Origin of the sequence: Corynebacterium sp. 51B (genome assembly GCF_008930785.1) — a bacterium.
Taxonomy (GTDB): Bacteria; Actinomycetota; Actinomycetes; order Mycobacteriales; family Mycobacteriaceae; genus Corynebacterium; species Corynebacterium megadyptis.
This window is the reverse complement of the sequence record NZ_PQMK01000004.1, coordinates 187,247-209,744: the sequence shown is the minus strand read 5'-3', so window position 1 is coordinate 209,744 and position 22,498 is coordinate 187,247. Positions and strand designations below refer to the sequence as shown.

The 22,498-nt window shown below is 63.5% G+C and carries 14 protein-coding genes; 12 read left to right on the top strand and 2 right to left on the bottom strand.

Annotation, left to right across the window (positions count from 1 at the left end; genetic code table 11):
• The first annotated feature begins 47 nt into the window (after positions 1-47).
• Both glf and GBB14_RS06640 read left to right on the top strand, forming a co-directional pair.
• On the top strand, positions 48-1,193 hold the full coding sequence (gene glf / locus GBB14_RS06645; RefSeq protein WP_151529041.1) for a UDP-galactopyranose mutase: 1,146 nt from the start codon (positions 48-50) through the stop codon (positions 1,191-1,193).
• Between the two features lie 411 nt (positions 1,194-1,604).
• Positions 1,605-2,972 carry an MFS transporter gene (locus tag GBB14_RS06640; protein ID WP_151529040.1) on the top strand — a complete coding sequence of 456 codons (1,368 nt, stop codon included), beginning with the start codon at positions 1,605-1,607 and terminating at the stop codon, positions 2,970-2,972.
• On the opposite strand, the gene GBB14_RS06635 is transcribed toward GBB14_RS06640, so the two are convergent.
• Entirely contained in the window at positions 2,969-3,829 is an 861-nt protein-coding gene (locus GBB14_RS06635; RefSeq protein WP_151529039.1) for a mechanosensitive ion channel family protein, read from the bottom strand. The two genes, GBB14_RS06640 and GBB14_RS06635, sit on opposite strands and share 4 nt — an antisense overlap.
• A gap of 3 nt (positions 3,830-3,832) precedes the next feature.
• A complete protein-coding gene (locus tag GBB14_RS06630) occupies positions 3,833-5,026 on the bottom strand; it encodes a trans-acting enoyl reductase family protein (protein WP_151529084.1) in 1,194 nt (397 codons plus the stop codon).
• Between the two features lie 73 nt (positions 5,027-5,099).
• On the opposite strand from GBB14_RS06630, the gene zomB reads away from it, so the two are divergent.
• The 10 genes from zomB (at position 5,100) to GBB14_RS06580 (ending at position 22,493) form a co-directional block, all read left to right on the top strand.
• Positions 5,100-6,893, top strand: coding sequence for a flagellar motor control protein ZomB (gene zomB, locus GBB14_RS06625; protein ID WP_192796132.1), 1,794 nt, complete (start codon positions 5,100-5,102; stop codon positions 6,891-6,893).
• A gap of 178 nt (positions 6,894-7,071) precedes the next feature.
• The gene (locus tag GBB14_RS06620; RefSeq protein ID WP_151529038.1) at positions 7,072-9,045 is read left to right on the top strand and encodes a glycosyltransferase; all 1,974 of its coding nucleotides are present in this window, start codon (positions 7,072-7,074) and stop codon (positions 9,043-9,045) included.
• Complete coding sequence (locus GBB14_RS06615) at positions 9,038-9,556, top strand: phosphatase PAP2 family protein (protein WP_151529037.1); 519 nt, start codon at positions 9,038-9,040, stop codon at positions 9,554-9,556. The genes GBB14_RS06620 and GBB14_RS06615 overlap by 8 nt, the downstream gene beginning before the upstream one ends.
• Positions 9,553-10,563 (top strand): decaprenyl-phosphate phosphoribosyltransferase, encoded by a 1,011-nt coding sequence (locus GBB14_RS06610; RefSeq protein WP_151529036.1) that lies wholly within the window; start codon positions 9,553-9,555, stop codon positions 10,561-10,563. The genes GBB14_RS06615 and GBB14_RS06610 overlap by 4 nt, the downstream gene beginning before the upstream one ends.
• Positions 10,564-10,876: 313 nt before the next feature.
• Complete coding sequence (locus GBB14_RS06605; RefSeq protein ID WP_151529035.1) at positions 10,877-11,905, top strand: alpha/beta hydrolase family protein; 1,029 nt, start codon at positions 10,877-10,879, stop codon at positions 11,903-11,905.
• A 332-nt stretch (positions 11,906-12,237) separates the two neighbouring features.
• Positions 12,238-14,163 (top strand): alpha/beta hydrolase-fold protein, encoded by a 1,926-nt coding sequence (locus GBB14_RS06600; RefSeq protein WP_192796133.1) that lies wholly within the window; start codon positions 12,238-12,240, stop codon positions 14,161-14,163.
• A gap of 24 nt (positions 14,164-14,187) precedes the next feature.
• The gene (locus tag GBB14_RS06595) at positions 14,188-14,634 is read left to right on the top strand and encodes a hypothetical protein (RefSeq protein WP_151529034.1); all 447 of its coding nucleotides are present in this window, start codon (positions 14,188-14,190) and stop codon (positions 14,632-14,634) included.
• A 5-nt stretch (positions 14,635-14,639) separates the two neighbouring features.
• Complete coding sequence (locus tag GBB14_RS06590) at positions 14,640-15,542, top strand: cutinase family protein (RefSeq protein WP_151529033.1); 903 nt, start codon at positions 14,640-14,642, stop codon at positions 15,540-15,542.
• A 167-nt stretch (positions 15,543-15,709) separates the two neighbouring features.
• A complete protein-coding gene (locus GBB14_RS06585; protein ID WP_151529032.1) occupies positions 15,710-17,539 on the top strand; it encodes a FadD32-like long-chain-fatty-acid--AMP ligase in 1,830 nt (609 codons plus the stop codon).
• A gap of 145 nt (positions 17,540-17,684) precedes the next feature.
• A complete protein-coding gene (locus tag GBB14_RS06580; protein ID WP_151529031.1) occupies positions 17,685-22,493 on the top strand; it encodes a type I polyketide synthase in 4,809 nt (1,602 codons plus the stop codon).
• Positions 22,494-22,498: the final 5 nt, after the last annotated feature.

Genomic DNA, 22,498 nt, shown 5'->3' with positions numbered 1-22,498 from the left:
CCCCGCCATCACCCTTTGCTGGGGGCACTTGGTTAAGCTTCGGAGATATGACTGACTATGACCTCATCGTTGTGGGCTCAGGCCTCTTTGGGCTCACGGTTGCGGAGCGTGCTGCTTCGCAACTGGGTAAGCGGGTGCTGATCGTCGAAAAGCGTGGGCATCTCGGTGGCAACGCCTATTCCGAGAAGGAGCCGGAGACGGGCATTGAGGTGCACCGCTATGGCGCGCACCTCTTCCACACCTCCAATAAACGGGTCTGGGAGTACGTGAACCAGTTCACCTCCTTCACGGGCTATCAGCACCGTGTTTTCGCGATGCATGATGGCCAGGCCTATCAGTTCCCGATGGGACTGGGGCTGATCGCGCAGTTCTTTGGCAAGTACTACAGCCCCGAGGAGGCCAAGGCTCTCATCGAGGAGCAGGCCGCCGAGGTGGACACCGATGACGCCCAGAATCTCGAGGAAAAGGCCATTTCGCTGGTCGGGCGCCCCCTCTATGAGGCGTTTATTCGGGATTACACCGCCAAGCAATGGCAGACCGACCCGAAGGAGCTGCCGGCATCGAATATCACCCGCCTGCCGGTGCGCTACACCTTCGATAACCGCTACTTTAATGACACCTACGAGGGGCTGCCGGTGGACGGTTATGCCGCGTGGCTGGAGAAGATGGCCGAGCATGAGCTCATCGAGGTACAGCTGAATACCGACTGGTTCGAGGTGCGCGAGCGCTATAGCGGCGTGCCCGTGGTCTATACCGGCCCCATGGATCGCTATTTCGACTACTCCGAGGGGCGTCTCGGCTGGCGCACCCTTGATTTCGAGCTTGAGGTGCTGCCGGTGGGCGACTTCCAGGGCACCTCGGTGATGAACTACAACGATGCGGACGTGCCCTATACCCGCATCCACGAGTTCCGCCACTTCCACCCGGAGCGTGATGGCTATCCGAATGACAAAACCGTGATCATGAAGGAGTACTCCCGTTTTGCCGAGGGCGATGATGAGGTGTACTACCCGATCAACACCCCGGAAGATCGCGATATTCTCGGCCGCTACCGTGCCCTCGCCAAGGAAGAGGAGGAGCGCAATCAGGTGTTCTTCGGTGGCCGCCTGGGCACCTATCAGTACCTGGATATGCACATGGCTATCGCTTCCGCGCTGAGCATGTTCGATAACAAGCTGCGCGATATCCTTTAGCCTTCTTTCGCTTATCGACGCGATCTCGCGCAGGCGTCACCCCTCATACACAGGGCCGAGACCGGTTGCGCCGCCTCGGCCCTGTTTTCTTTATGTCTAAAGAGGTATCGTTAGTGCCCTAACTACCCCTGTGCGGGTGGGTTAATCTGGTGATTGCACAGATCCAAGCGGAGAGAATCGTCACAACCCGAGGGGTGTCATGGGGGAAGGCGGTGGGGTTAAGCTGCGGGAATCCCGCCCCTTAACTAACTCTTACGTAGGCGAAGCAAATGATGTTCAGAGTGTTCTTCTTAGCCGGCGTTAATCTGAGAAATGGTGTTGCTTGCGCGCCGCGCCCGAAGGGGGGAAGTGGATCCCGCAGAACACTGGTCCTATTCAGATTGTTAAGAGAAAAGGAGCTCGGAAGAGATCATGAGTATGTCATGGCTCGCTGCCCCGCCGGCAGCCCCCCGCAAGAGTTCTGAAGAAATTCACCGCCTCTACCCGCGCCTGCGCCTGCAGGTGTTCATGGGTATCTTCATCGGCTACGCCGGTTTCTATTTGGTGCGCAACAACATCTCGGCGGTGGCGCCGCTGCTGGTGAAAGACAGCGAAATCGATGTGGTCGGCGTTGGCGTGATCGCCAATGCTGTGCTTTTCGCCTATGGGCTGTCCAAGTTCTTCTCGGCCATGGTCTCTGACCGTTCCAATGCCCGCTACTTCATGCCGCTGGGCCTTGCGCTCTCGGCGATCGTGAATCTCTTCATCGCCTTCGTGCCGTGGGTTTCCGCCTCGGTCACGGTGTTCGCCACCGTCATGTTCATCAACGGCTGGGTGCAGGGCATGGGCTGGCCGCCCTGCGGTCGCGTCCTCGTCTACTGGTTCTCCACGAATGAGCGCGGCTTTAAAACCTCGCTGTGGAATACCGCCCACAATGTGGGCGGCGCGGCCCTGCCCGCCCTCATCGCTTTCGGACTGTGGATGTTCCCCGATACCTGGGAGGTCGCCTTCTGGGTGCCGGCTGTGGTCGCCCTCGTGGTGGCCGCCATCGGCTTCCTCTTGGTGCGCGACCGGCCCGAGGCCGAAGGCTTGCCGCCCATCGAAGAATACCGCCACGACCCCGCCAAGGTGGATGCCGTCGAGGACGATGGCACCAGCACGCTGCAGCGAGTGTTGAAGCACGTGCTCACCAACCGCACCATCGTGATGCTGGCCATCGCCAACGTCTTCGTCTACGCCCTGCGCTATGGCGTGCTCAACTGGATCACTGTGTTCTTGCACGATAAGCACCACGCAGAGATCGGCAGTGGCCTGGTGGGCTTCGCCACCTTCGAGCTCGCGGGCATTGTCGGCACCATCCTTTGCGGCGTGATCTCCGATAAGGTGTTCCGCGGCTGGCGTTCCGGCGCCGGCATGCTCTTCAGCGCCGGTGTGGTGGTGTGCATTCTCTTCTACTGGCTGCTTCCGGTGGGCACCCCGATGTGGCTGCTCATTCTGCTCGTGGGCATGATCGGTGGTCTCATCTACGGCCCCGTGATGCTCATTGGGCTGCAGGCCATTGACCTCTCCCCGCACAATGTGGCCGGCACCGCCGCAGGCTTCACTGGCCTATTCGGTTACCTGCTGGGTGCGACGCTCGCCTCTACCGGCGTCGGCGTCGTAGTGAAGAACTATGGCTGGGATATGGCCTTTACTATCTTCATTGTCTTCGGCGTGATCACCGTGCTGCTGTTCGCACTGGTCGGCCGCGATGAGCGGCGGCTCATGCAGGCCCACGCAGAAAAGGTGAAGAACGCCTAGTTCTCCTCCATCTCCACCACGGTGGTCGGGCCAATCGTGACGTCTTGCGCCGCGAGGGCCTTGATCACCGCCACGATCGCCGCGTCCATGGACGTGACGGTTTCCATCTGCCGAGATCCGGACCAGAATCGGATCTCCATGGTGGCCATTCCTCCCACCACATCGCGGAGCACGGCCACCGGCTCCGGCTCATTGAGCACAGCGGGCTCGGCATTGAGCGCCTCTATGGCGATCACCCGGGCCCGTTCATAGTCTTTGGGGTTGCGGATCTCCACGTTGAAGGAGGTCCGCACCCACTCGTTGTGGGTCTGCACCGTCATCATCGAGGTGTGCACCGTGCCATTGGGGATGAGCACTTGGCGGCCATTAAAGGTGCGCACCGTGGTGGTGGAGAGATTAATGTCCGTCACGGTACCGGAAATATCCTCGATGGCGATCTGATCGCCCACCACCGGCTTTTCCCGCATAAGAATCACCAGCCCGGCAAACATGTTGCCCAGCACGGTTTGGAAGGCAATACCGGCGGCGATGGACACCACACCCAAGCCGCCAATGATATTGACCGGTTTAATCGAGGGGAAGGTGTAGGTAATGGCCACGCCAAAGGCGATAATGGTGACGGCCCACGCTGCGATCTGTGCGAAGGCCCGCGCCGAGACCGGGGCGCGCCCCACGGTGACGAGTAGCGGCTTCGTCAGCTTGAGCACCACCCAGGCGAGCATGCAGCCGATGAGGAAGATCAGGGCGCCAATGCCCACCTTTTCCCACGTGAGCATGCGCACCGCTTGTTGAACTTGATCGGCGGTGACTCCGCCCTCGTCGGCGCTGGACTGCTGCGCCAGAATAGTCGCCAGCATGTTTTATGTCTTTCTCTCGTCGGCAGAAGAATCAGGGTGGTGAGCTGCCCCCGCCGGGCAGGTGCGGATGTCCATTCCGGCTGCCCGGAGGCGGCGCAGCGCGGCCGCACCGCCGCCGGTGGCCGGGGTGAGCACGCCGGCGGTGGCAGGGGAGTCCGCGTCGAGAAGCGACAGCGCAATCTCGCTGATCATCAGCGCGGTGCTGTCATATCCGGGGTCGCGGTCGTGGTGGATCCGCACGCTGTGGCCGCTGGCTAGTTCGGTGGTGGTCACCGTGAAGCGCCCTGTGGCCCGCTGCTGCTCGCTGGGGCCTTCTCCCGGGGCGGGGAATAGCCGCTGCAGCACCCGCTGCCCCCAGTCCCGTTGCGCGAGGTAGCTGATCCCGCCCAGCACAGCGGTGAAGGCGAGCGCCCGCGGCCGTGATCCGAGATCGTGCACCTCGCTATATCGGAAAGACTCGCCATAGTCGAGGAGCCAGGCCGAACGCCGCACTAGGCGCACGTTATAGCCGGCCATAAAGAACGGCGCGAGGCTTTCCCCGCGTCCCAAACGGGGGCGTGACGACGCCTCCTCGCTGGGTGCAGGTCCGTAGAGCTCATTATTTAATGCATAGGGGTGGCGGGCCGCGGGGCGCCCAGTGCGCAGCGAGTTGAGCATGGAGGCGATGGTGCCGCCAGAGACCCCGCCCACCAGGTCGGAGACCACCATCTGCACCGTGCCGAGCTGGCCGCCACAGTGCTCAGCGAGCAACCAGCAGGCCAGATCGGAAGGCACAGAGTCGAAACCACAGGAGTGGATGATTTTCGCCCCGCCTGCTGCGGCTAGGTCGTCGAGCTCGCGGACACTATCTTGGACAAACTCGGCCTCACCGGATAAATCCACATAGTGGGTGCCGGCCTCGGCGCAGGCGCGCACCAGCGTCCGGCCATAGCGGGCGTAGGGGCCGACGGTGGTGATGATCACCCGGGTGCTGCGGGCGAGCTCGGCCATAGCCGCCGCGTCGTTGGCATCGGCAACGCGCACGGGCACCTGTGTCTCACCATAGAGTTCAGTCAGTGTGTGCTCGGAGCGGCCGGCGAAGCATAGTCGGCGCTCGCCGCCGTGCTCCAGCAGATAGCGGGCGATTATTCGGCCCACAAAGCTCGTGGCGCCGAAGAGCACAATGTCGTAGTCACGGGATGGGTTAGCGCTGCTCATAGAGTCCATAGACTAACAGTCTCCACCTCCTCTAAGGCGCTGGAGCATCCGGGCGCTGCTAGACTGTGCTGTCATGAGCCGACACCGGCGCCGCCATACCCGCCGCACCCCGCTAGCGCTGTCTACTGCAGCGTCCGCCCTGCTTGTTGCCGTTTTCGCCTTCGTGGGCGGCTGGATGCGCCGCTGGATGAGTGATGATGGCCTCATCGTCTTGCGCACGGTGCGCAATCTTCAGGCCGGCCACGGCCCAGTGTTCAACATCGGCGAGCGCGTGGAGGCCAATACCTCCACGCTGTGGCAATACCTTATTTATGTGGGCGGAGTGCTCACCCATGCTCGTCTGGAGATGGTGGCCTTGGCGCTGGCGTTGCTATTCACCACGGGCGCTGGAGTGATCGGGGTACTAGCCTCGGCGCGTTTTTATCGCGGGGCCACAGTGATCCTGCTGCCTGTGGGCATGTTGGTGTATTTCGCCCTGCCCCCTGCACGAGATTTCGCCACCTCCGGGCTGGAGTGGGGGCTCTCTATTTTTTATCTCGCCGTGCTGTGGTGGGTGCTGCTGCGCTGGGGCTTCGATGATATCGCCGCCCCGCTCGTCGGTTTTGTCGCCGGAATGAGCTGGCTGGTGCGCCCCGAGTTGGCGCTCTACGGCGGGGTCGTAATCATCGTGCTGGTTGTGGGGGCGCAGAGCTGGCGCTCGCGCGGCGTCGTGCTCGCGGCGGCGCTGCCAGTACCCCTAGCCTATGAGATCTTCCGCATGGGCTACTACGGGGTGCTAGTACCGCAGACAGCGGTGGCGAAATCCGCCAGCGGGGCGGAATGGGCCTCGGGCCTGAACTATCTCCGCGACTTCAGCCATCCCTATGTGCTGCCGGTGGCCCTGGCCGTCATCTCGCTCATGGCCGGCACGGCCGCATTGGGCAGTACCGCCCAGCGCCGGCCGGTGCTTGTCACCGGGGTGTTCGAGGCCTGCGCCTTAGTGCATGTGCTCTATGTGCTGCGGGTCGGCGGTGACTTCATGCACGGCCGTATGCTCTTGCTGCCGCTATTCGCCCTCCTGCTGCCCGCGGCGGTGCTGCCGCTGCGGCTGGAACGCAGCCCCATCGCCCTAGCGCTGGCGGTGCAGGCGGTGTTGATCGCCGGCTGGTCGGGCACGGTCGCCTATCGCGGCCATCCATGGGAGATCCCGGAGAAGGACTCGGATCTGAACATCGTGGATGAGCGCGGCTTCTACTATGAAACCACCGGCCGCGACCCACAGACCGAGCCGCTGCTTGTGGCCGAGAACTTCCTCACCTTTCCCAGTATGCAGGGCTTCCCCGAGGCATTGCAGTTGGCCGAGAATGGGGAGGCTGCCGTCCTCGGTTTGGCCATTAATCCCGAGACCGATGAGCGGCACTGGGCGGTGTATCCTCGCACCACGGGGCAGGGGGATTTTGATCGTTTCGCGCCCACGATTAACTACATCAATCTCGGCATGACCAGCATGAACTCCCCGCTGGACGTGCGCGTATTGGAGCCGGTGGGGCTCGCCACCCCCTTGGCGGCCCGATCCCCCCGCTTGGAGAGCGAGCGCATCGGCCACGACAAGCTACTCTCTTTGCCCTGGGTGCTGGCCGAATCCTCCACAGACATCAACCGCCTGCCACCAGGAGTGGATCGCGAGGCCGTCGAGGCCGCTCGCCACGCCCTGGTTACCCCTGAGTTTCAGGAGCTGGCCGCCAGCTATCGCGAGCCGATGAGCATGCACCGTTTCTTAGCCAATATCCGCTATGCGTTGAGCGGCAAGGGCATCTTCACGGTGGAGGTCGACCCCCAAACCTACAGCGATGTGGCGTCGAGCGGGAAGCCCATCACCTGGAATTAGGGCTCGCCTGTCGCGTCGCGGTGGCGGCGGGATGGCGTCGATAAACGCAGGAGAGAGGGTTGATGCCCCTCACATTTTTCTCCCCGCCACGAGTGTGTGGCGGCGTATAGGCGGGGCGGCGACTATCGTTGATGCAGATAAAACGTGCCCGAAGAATCGGAAGGCCTAAGAACTTTTTATGAGTGCTGAAACCAAGTTCCTCGCAGTGGAACAGCTGCAGCGTGTGCTGCTGCCGAAGCGCGGCGAGCCGCGTGATGTGCGGATGCTCTATCTGATCGAGTCGGAGCAAAACCCTGCCCGCGCCCGGTGGGATAGCCGCACCGCAGTGACGATTCCCGAGGGCTGTGAGGTCTCCTTCCAGACCTATTTCAATGCCTTCCCCGCCAGCTACTGGCGCCGCTGGTCCCAGCTGGACTCCGTGGTGCTGCGCCTGGAGATGGACGGCGACGCACGTATCGACGTCTACCGATCCAAGATAGATGGTGCCCGGATCGCCGTCGATGGTGGTCTCAGCGAGGGCGGCGTGATCGAGTTCGAATGCTCCCTCGCCCCCTTCGAGGACGGCGGCTGGCTCTGGTTCGATGTCACCAGCGAGAGCGAGGTGACCATCACCAAGGCCGGCTGGTACGCCCCCTGCGCCCCGCAACCGCAGGTGATGCCCGATGGCAGCACCGTCGGTCCCTTCGAGCCGCGCGTCACCGTGGGCATTCCCACCTTCAACCGCCCCGCCGATGCCGTGGCGGCCCTCGAGGCCCTGGCCTCTGATCCGGATGTGGATGCGGTGATTGATACCGTCATCATGCCCGATCAGGGGAATAAGCATCCCGCCGATGAGCCCGGCTATGCCGATGCCGTGGCTGCCTTTGGCGATCGTTTCTTTGAGTTCCGCCAAGGCAATCTCGGCGGCTCCGGAGGCTATTCCCGCATCATGTACGAGGCCCTCGGAGGGACCGATGGCACAGGTGCGGCCGGCGAGAAGCAGTCGCCCTACATCCTCTACATGGATGATGACATCGCCATCGAACCCGACTCGGTGCTGCGCGCCCTGCAGGTGGCCCGCTACGCCACCTCCCCGATCCTCGTGGGCGGGCAAATGCTCAACCTGCAGGAACGCTCCCACCTGCACTCCATGGGCGAGGTGATCGATCGCTCCATCTTCATGTGGACCTCCGCTCCCTTTGTGCACTATGACCACGATTTCGCCAAGAACCCGCTGAGCGATCGCGGCGACTTCGGCGATAAGCCCGGCACACCCCACTCCCGCGACCTGCACCGCCGCATCGATGTGGATTACAACGGTTGGTGGATGTGCATGATTCCGCGCGTGGTGGCCGAGGAGATCGGGCAGCCGCTGCCGCTGTTCATTAAGTGGGACGACGCCGAGTTCGGCCTGCGCGCCGGGGCCCATGGCTATCCCACCGCCACCTGGCCGGGCGTGGCCATCTGGCATATGGCCTGGTCCGATAAAGACGATGCCATCGACTGGCAGGCCTATTTCCACCTGCGTAATCGCCTGATCGTGGCCGCGTTGAATCATGAGGGATCGGTGGACGGCATCATTAAGTCCATGCGCAAGGCCACCCTCAAGCACCTCATGTGCTTGGAGTATTCCACCGTGGCGATCCAGAACGAGGCTATGAAGGACTTCTTGGCAGGCCCGGAGCGGCTCTTCGATATCCTCGAGTCCTCGCTGCCGCGCATTCAGCAGATACGCAAGGACTATCCCGACGCTGTGGTGCTGCCCACCGCCGCAGAGCTGCCCAAGGCCACCGGCATTCCGGGCGTGCCCACCCACGACATTGGCGGTCGTCTCGCACCGTTGAAGAAGGCCGTGTGGCTCGCCAAGGGCATTAAGCACTCGCTGTCCAAGGAAAACGACACCCATCACGAGGTGCCGCAGGCCAATCTCTCGCCGCTCGAGGCCCGCTGGTTCTCGCTGTCCCGCGTGGACGGCGCCACCGTGACCACCGCCGATGGCAGGGGAGTGGTATACCGCAAGCGCGATCGCGCCAAGGCGAAGGCGCTATGGGAGGAATCCCGCAGTCTGCAGAAGGAAGTGGCCGAGCGCTTCGAGGAACTGCGTACCCTCTACCGGGCGCACCACGAGGTGTTGACCTCGCGCGAGGCCTGGGGGAAGATTTTTGATGAGTAAGGCTGAAGCCGACATCTTGGTGGCCATTCAACAGCGGCTTTTCGACGCCCCCTTGGTGCTTCCTTTCGCCCGCGGCATGTCTTTCTTCGGTGAGCATGCCGCTGGCTGGATGGGCTCGGGGCTGGTGCTTGCCGCCGTTGATCGGCCCCGCCGCGGTCAATGGCTCGGGCTGAGCGCCGCCGCGTTCAGTTCCCATGCCGCGAGCGTCATTATTAAGCGCATCGTTCGGCGGCGACGACCGCATGATGAGCGAATCCTAATTGGCGTGGGTACGCCCTCGCGCTTAAGCTTCCCTTCGTCGCATTCGACCTCCACCACCGCCGCGCTGGCCTATGCCGCCCATGTCACGGGCTCGCCCGCGCCGCTGGTCGGGGTGCCGCTCATGATGGCCTCGCGACTCGTTCTGGGGGTGCACTATCCCACGGATGTGGCCGCTGGTGCCGCTCTGGGCTGGCTCAGTGCAGAGCTGGTGGACACGCTGCTAGAGGACAAGCTGAAGGAGATAGTATGACGAGCACTGAGGCCCACGATGCTGGTCCCGCGGACCAGGACACCGGCCTGATTGGCTCAGAACCGCACACCCGCGGCTTGGACGTGGGCTCCCAGCACCAGCCGCCCCGGAACCTGCTGGATGGCATGTTCAAGGCCTTGCGCCCGAAGCAGTGGGTGAAAAACGTGCTCGTGGTGGCCGCCCCCTTGGCTGCCGGTGTGGAGGCGTTCACCGTCACCACCTTCCGCGATATCGTGATCGCCTTCGCCGTGTTCTGCATGGCGGCCTCGTCGATCTATCTGATCAATGACGCCCGCGATGTGGAGGCTGACCGCGAGCATCCCGTCAAGCGTTTCCGGCCCATCGCCGCCGGGGTACTGCCCGTGGGCGTGGCCTATGGCATGGCGCTCGTTCTCATTGCGGGTGCTGTCGGCGTCTCGCTGCTGGCGACCTCGGGGACGAACCTCGCCGTGGTGGTGTCTGTGTACATCGTGCTGCAGCTTGGCTACTGCTTTGGCTGGAAGCACCAGCCGGTGATCGATATTGCCTTGGTCTCCTCTGGATTCATGCTGCGCGCCATGGCAGGTGGTGTGGCCGCCAGCATCGCGCTCTCCCAGTGGTTCCTGCTGGTGGCTGCCTTCGGTTCGCTCTTCATGGCCGGCGGCAAACGCTATGCCGAGTATCTGCTGGCGCAGGAGACCGGAGCAAAGATCCGCAAGTCCCTCCAGGGCTATACCCCCACCTATCTGCGTTTCGTCTGGCAGATGGCGGCCACTGCCGTGATCATCTTCTACGCCCTCTGGGGCTTCCAGATGGCGCAGGCCGCCGATGGCGATGGAGCGGTGTGGTACCAGATCTCTATGGTGCCCTTCACCGTGGCGATCATGCGCTATGCCTCGGATATCGACCGCGGCGAGGGCGGCGCCCCCGATGAGGTGGCCCTGCGGGATCGGCCGCTGCAAACCCTGGCCGTGCTGTGGATCCTGTGCATTGTTTTGGCCGTCTACTTAGCCCCAGGAACCCTCTAGTAGGTGGGGCGTGAGACGGGGCCTTAATCCTTAGCGTGAGTTAGGGAAAATATCAGTTAGGCGCAGTTTATTTCCGATATCTGCGCCCGTGCGCGCGAGTGTCGCCTAACTAAGGCGGCACTTTTTTCTTGGGTGTTCCCCTTTTTCATGGTGTAGCGTTTAGCTGTGTAACAAATGAGTCACGGTGATCGATTCACACTGTGGACGCGCTACCCCTATGCCCTGAGCAGGGGCGGGGACGTAGAGCGCCTAGCCGTCACGGGATGCGCTGGGTGTACGAATGACAGAGAGTTAAGATTTTTCTAGGAGAACCATGAATTATGCAGCCTCGCTGCGACGCAGTGGACGCACCATCGCCGCTGTGTTGCTGGCCCTCTGCACTGCGCTCGGCGTCATGGTGGCGACCAGCTCGAACGCCCAGGCCGGCAACCGCGACTGGCTGCGGCCGGACAGCACGGGACAGTGCGAGTGGGATAGGAGCATGCACTGGATTCAACGGTGTGATGTCTACTCCCACGCTATGGGCCGCAACGTAACGGTCCAGATTCAGCCTGCTGGCCGCGGCGGCAATGCGGGCCTGTACATGCTTGATGGCATGCGTGCTCAAGACTCCGCCAATGCGTGGACCTTTGAGACTGCCGCACCGAGCCTGTTCCTCAATGACAACATCACCCTCGTGATGCCGGTGGGCGGCGCTGGTTCTTTCTACACCGACTGGCACGGCGATGCCACCGTTGATCCCCGAAACTACGTGAACTACAAGTGGGACACCTTCCTCTCGAAGGAGCTGCCGGACTACTTGGCTGCTCATTTCGGTGTGGCGCACAACAACAACGCTGTGATCGGCCTGTCCATGGGCGGCACCGCTGCCATGAACCTGGCCGCCAACCACCCGGATCGATTCCGTCAGGTTGCGTCCTTCTCCGGCTACCTCACCCAGACTCTGCCGGGCATGGAGATTCTCCTTGGCCTCGCTCTGCTTGATGTGGGCGGCTACAACATCTTGAACATGTATTCCTCTATGGCGGATCCGCGCCGGGTGGCGGAAGACCCCTTCATGAATGTGGATAGGCTGCGCGCCAATGGCACGAATGTCTACATCTCTGCTGCCTCCGGTATCCCGGATATCACCCGCAAATTGCCGCCGAACGTGATCGCTGCTGGCGGCCTGCTGGAGGCCAGCGCCCTTGCCTCCACCCGCATGTGGGAGGCTAAGGCCCGCACGGCCGGCCTGAACTTCACCACGAACTTCCCGCTCATCGGTATTCACGATTGGGCACAGTGGAACTTCCAGCTGCACCAGTCCGAGGGCTGGATCTTGGATGGCATGCGCGCCCGCTAATCCCGCATAGCGACTGCGACAGCACCCGCCTCCCCGCACGAGTCACGCTCGGCAGGGAGGCGGTTTTTATATTCTCGGCGTGCGGTTTTTCGCTGCTGGTGGCGTGTCGCTGAACCTAAAGTCTAAAGTTATACTTAAACTTACATTCCAACGCGCACTCCGCGCGCGCCGGAGGAGGGGAACTTCCGGCTCCGCAGTGTGATGAATCCGAGCAGTTCGGCTCTCCGTTGGCTCCTCGCAGTCACGTGTGCCGCATTGCATGCTCGCGCTGTCGTTCGCGAGCTATCCACTTACTAGCACTAGGTTCCACCACGCCGCTTAAAGGAAAGCACATGTTCAACTCGACTTCTGCTCCTCGCACAGGTTCGTCGCGACGTTCCCTCAAGATTGCGCTCGCAGCCATCCCGACGTCGATCGCTCTTGCCGTCACCGTGCTGCCTCTGCCGCAAGCCCAGGCGCAGACGCCTGGCTCGAGCCTGAGCTCCTCTGGCTTCACCGACTCGCTGCGTCCAGAGGGCACCCCGTCGCGCACCCCGATGCGCACCGAATTTCCCGATATCAACGGGCTGCCCGAGGGTGTGAGCGTGGCGAAGGTGGAATACCTCAGCGATCGCCACATCAAGATCTATATCAACTCCGCAGCGATGCCGGGCGAGCCGATTCCGGTGCAGGTGCTACTGGCCCGCGACTGGTATGCCAACCCCGACGCCACCTTCCCCTCGCTCTGGGCGCTCGATGGCATGCGCGCCCGCGATGACGAGTCCGGCTGGACGATCGAAACCGATATCGAGCAGTTCTATGCTGACAAGAACATCAACGTGGTGATGCCGGTAGGTGGCGAGTCCTCCTTTTATTCCGACTGGTTAGAGCCGGACAAGGGCAAGCACTACATGTGGGAGACCTTCCTCACTCAAGAGATGGCTGCGGTGCTCAAGGAGGGCTTCCGGACTAATGATCAGCGCGCCGTGGTGGGCCTGTCGATGGGCGGCACCGGTGCCTTCAACCTGGCACAGCACCGCCCAGATCTCTTCCGCTTCGCCGGATCCTTCTCCGGATACCTCGACACCACCACGACCGGCATGCCGGAGGCTATTACCGCCGCTATGACGGATGCCGGCGGTTATAACGCCGCCAAGATGTGGGGCCCCTTCTATAGCCAGGCGTGGATCGACCACGATCCCAAGCTGGGTATCGAGGCTATGAAGGACATGAAGGTTTATGTCTCCGCCGGGTCGGGGCGTGCCAGCAACCCCGCCGACCAGCAAAACTACGCCGGTCAGGGGCTTGAGGTGCTCTCGCGCTTGAGCTCCCAGACCTTCGTGAACAAGGCCAAGCAGGCCGATGTGGGCGTGATCGTCCGCTTCCGTGACTCCGGGGTGCACGCATGGCCTTACTGGCAGTTCGAGATGAAAAACGCCTGGCCGCACATCGCCGAGGCACTCGGCATGTCCAAGGAGGATCGCGGCATCGAGTGCATCACCCAGGGCGCCATCGGCGAGGTGACCAAGTCCGGCCGCTGGGGCGACTGCGTCACCAACGAATACCCAGTGGCCGGCGGCGTGGCCCAGGACTTCCGTGATGGCCGCGCCTACTGGTCCGAAAAGACCGGTGCCTGGGTGCTCAACGGCCGCATTAGCGCCCGTTACTCCGAGATCGGTGGCCCCAGCTCCTGGCTGGGCTTCCCGAAGACGCACGAGCGCACCACCCCGGACAAGGTGGGCCGCTATAACCACTTCGAGAATGGCTCGATTTACTGGACCCCGGACACCGGGGCGGTGGCCGTGCCCGCCGATATTGTGCGCGAATGGGGCGAGAGCGACTACGAGAGGGGTCGCCTCGGCTACCCGACCGCAGCGCCGGTGGCCGTGGGCGAGGGCCTGATGCAGCAATTCCAGGGCGGCGTTATTGCTCGCACCCCGGATAACCGCACCGTCACCGTGATCGGCGCGATCGCGCAGAAGCTCAAGGATTCCGGACTGGGCGATGCCGGCATCGGCACCCCGATCGCGGCCGAGCGCCTCATCCCCGGCGGCGCCCTGCAGGAGTTCGAGGGCGGCGTGATCTACTGGAGCCCCAAGACCGGTGCCAAGATCATCAAGAATGGCCCGATCCGCGACTACTGGACCCAGCAGAAGTGGGAGACCGGCCCGCTCGGCTGGCCTACCAGCGACACCGAGGACATCCCGGCCGGTGGGCAGCGCCAGCAATTCGAGGGTGGCACCCTTGAGGCTGTCAACGGCACCGTTGTGAAGAAATAAGCGATGAAGGAAGGGCGGACCCCCATGCTGAAGCGTGCGGTTCTATGCGTGGCGGCTCTCTGTGTGCTCTCCGGTTGTGGCTCCTCAACCTCGGAGGCACCCGAGGAGCCCAAGGTGGAGTCTCTGCACCGCGAGCAGTCCACACAGGACAAGGACAAGAAGTCCAGTGAGCCGAGCTCGCCCACCGAGGAGGCCCCGGCGGATCAGAGTGCTCGGGAGATCGAGTCGATCCCGGGCGCCGAGCCGGGAGACCCCAAGGAGGTCGAGTTCTTCGAGGAACTCAAGGGCGTCGATGTCAACGGAGTGGAGGACCAACTGGTGGCCACTGCCCAAGAGGTGTGCGAAGAGGGGCGCGATTCCGTGCTGCTCAACGCCGTCGCGGGACAGCTGGATCAGCAGGGTCGCAGCGAGCTCAACGTTGAGCAGCTGGCGGACCGCATTGCGGATGCCGCCGAGAAGGCGTACTGCTAGAGCTCATGAAAAAGCTCCTCACAATCCTTGCCGTCGTGGTTATGCTCGGCGTCATTCTGGTGGGCGTGGGCGATTGGCTCACGAGCAATCCACAGAACTCCGGCCAGCAGGCAGCGTCGGATGGCGATGCCGCGGATCCCGATGGTTGCCCGCGTGTGGAGTTCATCTCCGCCCCGGGCACGTGGGAGTCGAGCGCGGATGATGACCCCGCGAATCCCACCGCCAATGATCGCTCCTTCATGCTTAGCATCTCGCGGCCGCTCTCCGAGGCCTATAGTGAGCAGGAGGTGAAGGTCTGGACGCTGCCCTATACGGCCCAGTTCCGCAATATCAATGCGCTCACTGAGATGAGCTATGACGATTCCCGTACCGAGGGTATCGACCGGCTCAACGCCGAACTGGTGGACACTCATCAGCAGTGCCCAAATACCGAGTTCATCCTCGCTGGTTTTTCCCAGGGTGCGGTGATCGTGGGCGATATCGTCTCCGATATCGGCAATGGTCGCGGCGTAATTCCCGCCGATCGCATCAAGGGCGCGGCGCTCATCGCCGATGGCCGCCGCGAGCCGGGGGTGGGCGTGGTGCCCGGTACTCAGGTCGGCGGCGTGGGCGCGGAGATCGCCCTGCACCCGCTCAACGCCGTGGTGCAGCCTGTTGTGCCGGGAGCCACCATGCGGGGCAGCCGCGCTGGGGGCTTCGGCGAGCTCAACGATCGCGTCATGGATGTCTGTGCCCCCGATGATCCGATCTGCGACGCGCCACGCGATGTGCGCAATGCTCTTGAGCGTGCGCGCGCCATGCTGGAGGTCAATGGGGTGCACGCATGGTACGCCCAGAACGAATATGTGGTGCCTGGTACCACCGCCGATAAGTGGACGGTGCAGTGGGCCAAGGAGCTCATCGGCTAGGACAGGCACGGTGGTTCGCGCAGCGGCGACAGGGACGGTACGTCCGCCCGTGTCGCCGCTTTTTGAATTTTTGCGCCACAAAGTAATAGTCTGGTAGCCGTACTTGACAATAGTCACATAAGCACCACGCGGACACAGCGCGTGCATCATCGACAGGGGTAATGCCAATGGATCTCAACGCAGTGTTGGGCAAGTTTTTTGATAGTGAAGGCAATATCGTTCTGCCTCCCATGCTGAGCTTGGCAGGATTGGCCGAGATGTCCTATCAAGCTGGGGCTGCCCAGGGCGATGGCGACCGCGTGTGCCTGAGCTATTGGGACTATAGCGCCAGCCGTGAGGGCAAGCTGGTCACCTACACGCGTTCCCAGATCAACACCCGCATCAAGGCCGTGGCCGCTCGGCTGCAGCAGGTGAGCGAGCGCGGCGATCGGGTGGCCATCATGGCCAATAACAGCCCCGAGTACATTTTTGGTTTCCTCGGGGCGCTCTACGCGGGCACTGTACCCGTGCCGCTCTACGATCCCAATGAGCCGGGGCACTCCGAGCACCTTAAGGCCGTCTTCGCTGATTGCGAGCCGCGCATCGTGCTCAGTAACAAGCGCACCGCTACGGCTGTGCGCGGCTTCTTCGCCGAGCTGCCCGGCAGCGAGCGTCCGCGCGTGCTCACCGTGGACGCGCTGCCGGATTCCACGGCCGCAAAATACGTCAACCCCATGTCCGATCCGCAGGCCATGGCTGCCCGGGCGATGCTGCCGCTGGATATGCCGGCTTTTCTGCAGTACACCTCCGGCTCCACCCGTACCCCGGCGGGCGTGGTGCTGAGCAACCGCTCCATTCTCACCAATGTGCTGCAAATCTTCCGCGCCGTGGACATTAAGTTCCCGCTGCGCCTGTCCACCTGGCTGCCACTGCACCACGACATGGGCATCATCTTGGCTATCTTCGTCACCATTCTGGGCCTGCCCCAGGAGCTGATGTCTCCCCGCGACTTCGTGCAGCGCCCCTCCCGCTGGCTCAACCAGCTCAGCCGCCGCGAGGGCGATCAGCACGTCTACACCGTGGCCCCCAACTTCGCCCTGGAGCTGGCCGCCCGCTACACCGAGGAGGCAGAGGATCTGGATCTCTCCGCCGTGGAGGGCCTGATCTGCGGCTCCGAGCCGGTCACCGAGGCCGCCGTGGAGTCCTTCCTCAGCGCCTTCGAGCCGCAGGGCTTCCGCCGTTCGGCGCTGCGCCCCTCCTATGGTCTGGCCGAGGCATCGCTCATGGTCGCCACGCCGCAGCGCGGGAATTGTCCGGTCATCAGCCACTTCGATCGCCAGGCCCTGTCCGAGGGGCGCGCGGAGATCCGCGAGAAGTCGGAGACCACCGTGGCCTTCGCCTCCAATGGCGAGGCCGTGCCGACGCAGCTCTGCACCATCGTGGATCCCGAGACCCGCACCGAGCTGCCTGATGGTCAGATCGGTGAGATCTGGGCGCATGGTGACAACATGGCTCAAGGTTATTTGGATCGCCCCGATGATACCGTGGCCACCTTCCGTAATAAGCTGGCCGCGAAGCTCGACGAGTCCCGCGTGCCCACCGCTCCAGAGGACGGCTATTGGATGGCCACCGGCGACTTAGGCGTGATGTTCGACGGCGAGCTCTATATCACCGGCCGACTCAAGGACCTCATCGTGATTGCGGGCCGTAACCACTACCCGCAGGACATTGAGTACACGGTGGCGTCGGCAAGCGAGCATGTGCGCCCCAACTGCGTGGCTGCCTTCGCCATCGAGGGCGATGACGTGGAGAAGCTCGTGATTCTCGCAGAGCGCGATCTCTCGGCCGAGGAAGACGGCGATGAGCAGGCTATTCAGGATATCCGAGCCGCCGTGGTGCAGGGCCATGGCGTGCAGCCGCACGAGGTACGCATCCTGCAGCCGGAGGGCATCGCCCGTTCTTCGAGCGGAAAGATCGCGCGCAAGGTGAGCCAGCGCCAGTATCTAGCAACTATTTAGTAACATAACGGTAACGGCCGCATTCTGGCGGCTTCTCTCCGCGGGTATCGCGGCGAACGCTGTTACTGTGGCCCTCCACCGGGATTCAGTGTGTTCCACCGGATCATGGGTGTGAGGGCCGTTTTCTGTCGTAGTTAGGTGAGTTGTGAACGAGAACCAGGGTCAAGGTCCTACCTCCGTGAACGAGCTGTCGGCGTGGCTGACACGCTGGGTAGCCGAGAACACTGAGCTATCCATGGACGACGTGGACGTGGATACGCCCATGCAATCGTTCGGGCTCTCCTCCCGCGATGTGGTGATTCTCTCCGGCGAGTTGGAGAACCTCACCGGGGTGCAGCTCGACGCCACGGTCGCGTATCAGCACCCCACTATTCGGGCGCTGGCGGAGTTCGTCTCCAGCGGTGGGGCACACGCCCCGGCCCCGAGCTCCGCCCCGGCTGCGTCGCGCCTGCAGGATGGCATGCCCACCCCGGGCACGCACGATATCGCCATCGTCGGTGTGGCCGCTCGTATGCCGGGCGCGTCCTCCGCGGCGGAAATGTGGGAGCGGGTAGTCGACGGCGAGGTCATGACCGGCGATCTGCCGCTGGGCCGCTGGTCCGAATACGCCGCCGATGAGGTCACTCAGGCCCGCTTGAGCAAGGTACCCACCACGGGCGGCTACCTCGATGACATTCAGAGTTTCGACGCCGAGTTTTTTGGCCTGTCTCCCGTGGAGGCCGCCAACATGGACCCGCAGCAGCGCCTGACCCTCGAACTCACGTGGGAGGCGCTGGAGCATGCCGGCATTCCCGCGAACACGCTGCGCGGCACCCGCACCGGCGTGTACATGGGCTCGTCCAATAATGACTACGGCATGCTGGTCTCCGCCGACCCCATTGAGATGCACCCCTATGCACTCACCGGCACGGCCAGCTCCATCGTTCCGAACCGCGTCTCCTATGCCTTCGACTTCCACGGCCCCTCGGTGAGCGTGGACACTGCGTGTTCCTCCTCGCTGGTCGCCGTGCACCAAGCGGTGCGCGATTTGCGCGCCAGGGAGGCCGATACTGCCATCGCGGGCGGCGTGAACGTACTGGCTGCGCCCTTTGTCTCTATCGCTTTCGGCGAGCTGGGCGTGATCTCGGAAGAGGGGATCAAGGCCTTCTCCGATGATGCCAAGGGCATCGTGCGCTCCGATGGGGCGGGGGTGCTGGTACTCAAGCGTGTCGACGACGCGCTCGCAGCAGGCGATTCCATTCTGGCCGTGATCAAGGGCTCGGCGGTGAACTCTGATGGCCGCTCGAATGGGCTGACCGCCCCGAACCCCGAGGCCCAGGTGGATGTGCTGCATCGCGCCTATGCCGATGCCCAGGTGGATCCAGCCGCAGTGGATTATGTGGAGGCCCACGGCACCGGCACCATCCTCGGTGATCCCATCGAGGCTCAGGCCCTCGGCGCGGTATTAGGCGCGCAGCGCGGCAGTGCCGAACCGCTGCTGCTGGGCTCCGCCAAGACCAACTTTGGTCATACCGAGTCTGCGGCGGGTGCTGCGGGCATGATCAAAGTGGTGCTGAGCATGATGCACGATACGGTGCCACCACTGGCAGGCTTTAGCTCGCCCAACCGCTATATCAACTTTGAGGCCGATCATCTCGAAGCCGTGGAGGATCCGAGGGAATGGCCCGAGTACTCCGGCCGCAAACTGGCCGGCGTGTCTGGTTTTGGTTTCGGCGGCACCAACGCTCATGTGGTGGTCTCTGAGTTCCTCGCCTCGGATTATGAGCAGCCGCGCCCCGTCCAGGAGCCGCAGCTCGGCGGCGAGGGCGCTCTGGTGACCGTTTCCGGGCTGGTGCCCTCTCGCCGCAAGGCGGCCGCAGCGGCCTTGGTGGAGTGGATGGAGGACCATCCGGAAGCCACACCGGTGGAGATTTCTCGCGCCACCGCCAAGCGCAATCACGGCCGCTCCCGTGCCGCTGTGGTGGCTCAGGATCGCGAGGAATTGCAGAAGCGACTGAGCCTGGTCGCTGAAGGCAAGAAGTCGCACGGTATCGCCGTGGCGGACGCCCCCGCTCAGAACGGTCCGGTCTTCGTCTACTCCGGTTTTGGTTCGCAGCATCGCAAGATGGCCAAGGATCTTTTTACCTCCTCTTCGGTGTTTGCTGCGCGTATCCGCGAGCTGGATCAGATCATTCGTTTCGAATCCGGGTGGTCGCTCGAGGAGCACATCCTCAACGACGAGCTCACCTATGACACCGAGACCGCGCAGGTGGGCATCACCGCCATCCAGATCGCGCTCACCGACTACATGGCTGAGTTGGGGGTGAAACCAGCAGCCGTGATGGGCATGTCCATGGGCGAGATCGCCGCAGCCTATGCGGCCGGTGGCCTCAGCGCCGCCGATGCCATGCTGATCGCCTGCCACCGCTCCCGCCTCATGGGCGAGGGCGAGCGCTCCTTGCCCGAGGACGAGCTCGGCGCCATGGCCTTGGTGGAGACTGCCTCCGATGATCTCCCCGAGGGGATCGAGCCGGCCGTCTATGCCGGCCCCGGCATGACCACCGTCGGTGGGCCGCGCGAGGCCGTGACCGCCTTCGTGGAGCAGCTGGAGTCCGAGGGTAAATTCGCCCGCCTGCTCAACGTCAAGGGTGCCGGTCACACCAGTGCGCTGGACCCGATCTTGGGCGAGCTCTATGCAGAGATTGCCCCCATCGAGCCGCAGCCGATATCCATTCCACTGTTCAGCTCGGTGGAGCGCGGCCGCGTCTACACCCCGGGCGAGGTGGTGCACGGTGCTGACTACTGGGTCACCTGCACCCGCCACTCGGTGTGGTTCAAGGACGCCACCGAGCAGGCTTTTGCGCATGGTTATGAGACCCTCGTGGAGCTCTCTCCGAACCCAGTCGCACTCATGCCGATGATGAATACTGCCTTCTCGGTCGCGAAACCGGATGCGCAGCTATTGTTCCTGCTCAAGCGCAAGGTTCCGGCGGGGGATTCGCTGCGTGAGACCCTCGCCAAGCTCTATGTTCAGGGCCAGCCGGTGAATGCCGCAGTGCTCTTTGGCGATGGCCCCTGCGCGGAGCTTCCCACCATGCGCTGGAAGAAGCAACGCTATTGGACGGCCGCCCGCCCGGCCGGCGGTTCTCCGCAGCTGCCCGGCGCCAAGGTGGTGCTTCCCGATGGGACGGTCGCTTTTTCCACTCAGGCGGATCTGGTCCCCAGCTCCCATGCGCTTATCGACGCCGCCGCCCAGGCCCTTCTGCCCGGTGCCCAGGTCGTGCTCGTTGAGGACCGCAACCCGCTGGCGCCCACCGGCGAGATCACCACCACGGCCTCCGCCTCCCTTGGCGGCGTGGATGTGCGCATCTACGCCATCTCCGGCAGGGAGAGCACGTTGGTGGCGGAGGGCTTCGCCGCCGCCCCGAGCATCGCCGAGGACACCACAGCCGGCCCCGCCCCAGTGGCTGCGGCTGCAGCCACCCCGCCCCCTGGGGTGGAGGATGCGGAATTCGGTGTGGAGGTCTGGGATCCCACTTCTGGGGAAACCGTGGAGGAGCGACTGCGCATGATCGTCTCGGAGTCGATGGGCTATGACCTAGAAGATCTGCCCGCCGAGCTGCCCCTGATCGATCTCGGCCTCGATTCCCTCATGGGTATGCGCATCAAAAATCGCATCGAGCACGATTTCCAGATCCCGCCGCTGCAGGTGCAGGCGCTGCGCGATGCCTCCGTGGCCGATGTGGTGCAGATCGTCGCCGAGAAGGTGCACAGCCGCGACACCGCCGCAGAGTCTGCAGCGGCCATGGCAGTACCCGCCGCCGAGCCGGAGACCTCCCAGCCGGAGGCTGCCGCGCCAGAGGGCGACGTCGATAAGCGACCCGGCGAGGAGGGCAACGGCGTGGGCGTGGCCCCGCGTGACGCCTCGGAGCGTCTCGTCTTTGCTACCTGGGCCACCATCACGGGCCGGGCGGCGCGGGGTGTGACGAGCGCGCTACCGGAGATCAGCGAGGAGCAGGCGGAACAAATGGCGGCTCGACTCACTGAGCGGTGCGGCGTGGACGTGTCTGCGGATACGGTGCGCGCGGCCGAGAGCCTCGAAACGCTGGCCAACCTAGTGCGCGAGGGGCTCGAAACCGAGGTGGAGGGCACTATTCGGGTGCTGCGGGAACGCCCCGAGGGCTCCACATCCCCAGCGCTGTTCATGTTCCACCCGGCCGGTGGCTCCTCGGTGGTGTACCAGCCGCTGATGCGGCGCCTGCCGGAGGAGGTTCCGGTCTACGGCGTGGAGCGGCTCGAGGGAAGCTTCGCGGAGCGCGCCGCAGCATACGTGGACGATATCGTTGCCCGTGCGGATGGCCACCCGATCGTGCTGGGCGGCTGGAGCTTCGGCGGGGCGCTGGCCATGGAGGTCGCCCGCCAGCTGCAGGGCACGGTGAATGAGCCCAAGCTGGTGGCGCTATTGGACACGGTCCAGCCCTCGGAGAAGGTGCCGGACACCCTAGAGGAGACCAAGGCGCGCTGGAGTCGCTATGCGGCCTTCGCCAAGAAAACCTATGGCATCGACTTCCCCGTGCCCTATGACTTGCTGGAATCCGCCGGCGAGGAGGCGCTGCTAGGAATGCTCACGGAATTTCTCGCCACCACCGATGCCAGCGAGCATGGTTTGAGCGCCGGAGTGCTGGAGCATCAGCGGGCCAGCTTTGTGGATAACCGCATCCTCGATCAGGTGGATTTCCACACCTGGGCGGAGGTGCGGTGCCCGGTGGTGCTGTTCCGTGCGGAGCGGATGCACGATGGCGCAATCGAGTTAGAGCCACGCTACGCGTCGATTGACGAAGATGGCGGATGGTCGAGTATCGTTGATGAGTTAGAAATTGTGCACCTCAAGGGCGATCACCTCGCAGTGGTGGATGAACCCGAGATTGCAAAGGTGGGCTCGTATCTGAGCCGCCGCATAGTTGAACTCGAGTAGCAAGA